Origin of the sequence: Streptomyces sp. NPDC059696, assembly GCF_042733745.1 — a bacterium.
In the GTDB taxonomy this organism is placed as follows: Bacteria; Actinomycetota; Actinomycetes; order Streptomycetales; family Streptomycetaceae; genus Streptomyces.
Window position 1 is genome coordinate 1 of sequence record NZ_JBHWFG010000082.1, and the last position, 3,129, is coordinate 3,129.

3 protein-coding genes are annotated in these 3,129 nt (G+C 70.8%); all 3 read left to right on the forward strand.

What is annotated here, in order from left to right:
- Positions 1-85: 85 nt before the first annotated feature.
- On the forward strand, positions 86-1,357 hold the full coding sequence (locus ACFV20_RS36600) for an MFS transporter (RefSeq protein ID WP_073771967.1): 1,272 nt from the start codon (positions 86-88) through the stop codon (positions 1,355-1,357).
- A 68-nt stretch (positions 1,358-1,425) separates the two neighbouring features.
- Positions 1,426-2,808: a condensation domain-containing protein gene (locus tag ACFV20_RS36605; RefSeq protein ID WP_385665403.1), complete on the forward strand. Its 1,383-nt coding sequence runs from the start codon at positions 1,426-1,428 to the stop codon at positions 2,806-2,808.
- A 44-nt stretch (positions 2,809-2,852) separates the two neighbouring features.
- The coding region (locus ACFV20_RS36610; RefSeq protein WP_385665406.1) for a phosphopantetheine-binding protein at positions 2,853-3,129 on the forward strand (277 nt) is incomplete at its 3' end.

Genomic DNA, 3,129 nt, shown 5'->3' on the forward strand with positions numbered 1-3,129 from the left:
GACTTCGCACACGTTTACGCACGGAGGCTCGATGCCCGCTGTAAATGGATCGGTGCAGCCAGGTGAATCGCACCGACGGTCCGTCGTGGCGACGGTGGTGGGCAACTTCGTGGAGTCGTTCGACTGGCTCGCCTACGGGCTCTTCGCTCCCCTCTTCGCGGCTCAGTTCTTCCCCTCGTCCAACCAGTTCACCTCCCTGCTCGGCGCGTTCGCGGTCTTCGGCACGGGCATGCTGTTCCGGCCGATCGGCGGAATCCTGTTGGGCCGCCTCGCCGACCGGCGCGGCCGCCGGCCCGCCCTGATGCTGGCGATCGGACTGATGACCGGCGGCTCGACGCTGATCGCCGTCGTCCCCACCTACGAGCACATCGGGATCATCGCCCCGCTGCTGCTCCTGCTCGCCCGGCTCGCCCAGGGCGTCTCCTCGGGCGGGGAGTGGACGGCGGCGGCCACCTACCTGATGGAGATCGCGCCGAAGAACCGCCGGTGCCTCTACAGCAGCCTCTTCTCCGTGACGACCATGGCGGGCCCCTTCGTCGCCTCGCTGCTCGGCGCCGGTCTCGGCGTGTGGCTGGGGACCGCGACGATGGAGGCATGGGGCTGGCGGGTGCCGTTCCTCCTCGGCGGCGTCTTCGGCGTGATCCTGCTGGTCCTGCGCCGCCGGCTCACCGAGACCGAGGTCTTCCGCCGCGAGGTGCGCCCCCGGGCCCGGCGCGGCTCACTGCGCCAACTGATAGGCGCTCACCGCCGCCAGGTGGTGCTGGCCGTGATGTTCGTGGCCGGGCTCGGCGTCATCGGGGGAACGTGGTCGACCGCGGTCCCGGCGATGGGCCACCGCCTGATCGGATCGCAGACGATGTTCTGGGTGGTGGTCTGCGTGACCGGCTCGGTCATCCTGCTGCAGGTCCCCCTGGGGCTGCTCGCCGACCGGGTGGAGCCGGGCAGGTTCCTGATCGTCTCCAGCGTCGTCTTCGCCGCCGTGGGCTCGTACGCCTACCTCACCGTCCAGGACTCCTTCGCGAGCCTGGCGTTCACCTACAGCACCGGAGTGATCTTCCTCGGCTGTGTCACCATGGTGCTGCCCAAGATGCTCTCCAGGATCTTCCCTCCGCAGATACGCGGCCTGGGCATCGGCCTGCCGCACGCCTCGACCACCGCGCTCCTCGGCGGAGCGGGGCCGCTGCTGGCCGCCTACTCCGACGACCGGGGCGCCTCGGGCTGGTTCATCGCCGCCGTAATGGCCGCGGTCCTGCTCGTCTGGCCGGCCACCCTGTGGGAGCGACGGCTCTTCCGTGCCCAGCCGGCCCCGGGCGGCGACCCGGTGCCCGAACCCGCCGTCGCCCGCCCCGTCGGGTGACCGTCCGCTGTTCCGTCACCCCGTCCGGCACCGAGCGCCGGCGACGTTCCCGATGAGAGGTTGACACCATGACGACGTCCGACACCACCGACCGGTCCCAGGACGGTACGGCGCCGCCGCTCTCCTTCCACCAGGAGTTCCTGTGCATGTTCGACAGCGGGAACGACGGCGCCGACGTGGGCCCGTTCGGCCCCATGTACCACATCGTCGGAGCCTGGCGGCTGACCGGCGGGATCGACGAGGAGACGCTGCGCGAGGCGCTGGGCGACGTCGTCGTGCGCCACGAGGCCCTGCGCACCTCGCTGGTCCGCGAGGGCGGCACGCACCGTCCGGAGGTCCTGCCCGCGGGGCCCGCCTCGCTGGAGGTGCGCGACCTCGGCGGCGTCGACGAGTCGGAGCGGGTGCGGCGCGGTGAGGAACTGCTCAACGAGGTCGAGTCGACCGGTCTGAGCGTGCGGGAACTGCCCCTGCTGCGCGCCGTCCTCGGGCGCTTCGACCAGAAGGACTCGGTGCTGGTCCTCATAGCCCACCACACCGCGGCGGACGCCTGGGCCATGCACGTCATCGCCCGCGACCTGCTCCACCTGTACGCCGCCAGGCGCGGGAACCCGGTTCCCGCGCTGCCCGAGCCGACCCAGCACGCGGAGTTCGCCCGTTGGGAGCGCGAGGCGGCGGAGGCGCCGCGGGTCGCGGTTTCGAAGGAGTTCTGGCGCAAGCGCCTCCAGGGGGCGCGGATCATCGGGCTCGAGTCGGACATTCCGCGCTCGGCGGGGCTGCCCAAGGGCACCGCGTGGCAGCGGTTCGCCGTGCGCGGGGAGCTGGCCGACTCCGTCGTGGAGTTCTCGCGGGCGGCCAAGTGCTCCCCGTTCATGACCATGTTCGCCGCCTACCAGGTGCTGCTGCACCGCAGGACGGGTGAGCTGGACATCACCGTGCCGACCTTCTCCGGGGGCCGCAACAACTCCCGGTTCGAGGACACCGTGGGGTCCTTCATCAACTTCCTGCCGCTGCGCACCGACCTCTCCGGGTGCTCCTCCTTCCGCGACGTCGTGCTGCGCACCCGCACCACCTGCGGAGAGTCGGTCAACCACGAGCTGCCCTTCACCCGGCTGGTCCCCGAGGTGACGGAGCTGATGGCGTCGGCGGCCTCCGACGACCACCAGATCTCGGTCTTCCAGGCGGTGCACGCGCCCGCGTCCGACGGGCCCGAGCAGGCCGGGGACCTGACGTACTCGAAGATCTGGGAGCGGCAGCTCTCGCAGTCGGAGGGCTCCGACATCCCCGACGGGGTGCTCTGGTCGATCCACATCGACCCCTCGGGCTCCATGGCCGGCAGCCTCGGGTACAACACCAACCGCTTCAAGGACGAGACGATGGCGGCCTTCCTGGCCGACTACCTCGACCTGCTGGAGAAGTCGGTGGCCCGGCCGGACGCCCCCTTCACCTCCTGACCCAGCTCCGGCAGCGGCGAACCCGCCCGAAGAAAGGAAAGCCAGTGTCCACCGTTTCCGACACAACGGCCGGATCCTCGCTGGAGGAGAAGGTGACCCGGATCTGGACGGGTGTTCTCGGCACGTCCGGTGAGGAAGGCGCGACGTTCATCGAGCTCGGCGGGCAGTCGGTCTCCGCCGTGCGCATCGCCACGCGCATCCAGGAGGAGCTGGACCTCTGGGTCGACATCGGCGTCCTCTTCGACGACCCGGATCTGCCGACCTTCATCGCGGCGGTCGTCCGCACGGCCGAGCCCGCCCGGACTAGGAGCAGAGCACTCG

Excerpts from the sequence above, each read along its gene's own strand:
- ACFV20_RS36605 (WP_385665403.1), top strand. The coding sequence starts at position 1,426 with ATGACGACGTCCGACACCACCGACCGGTCCCAGGACGGTACGGCGCCG.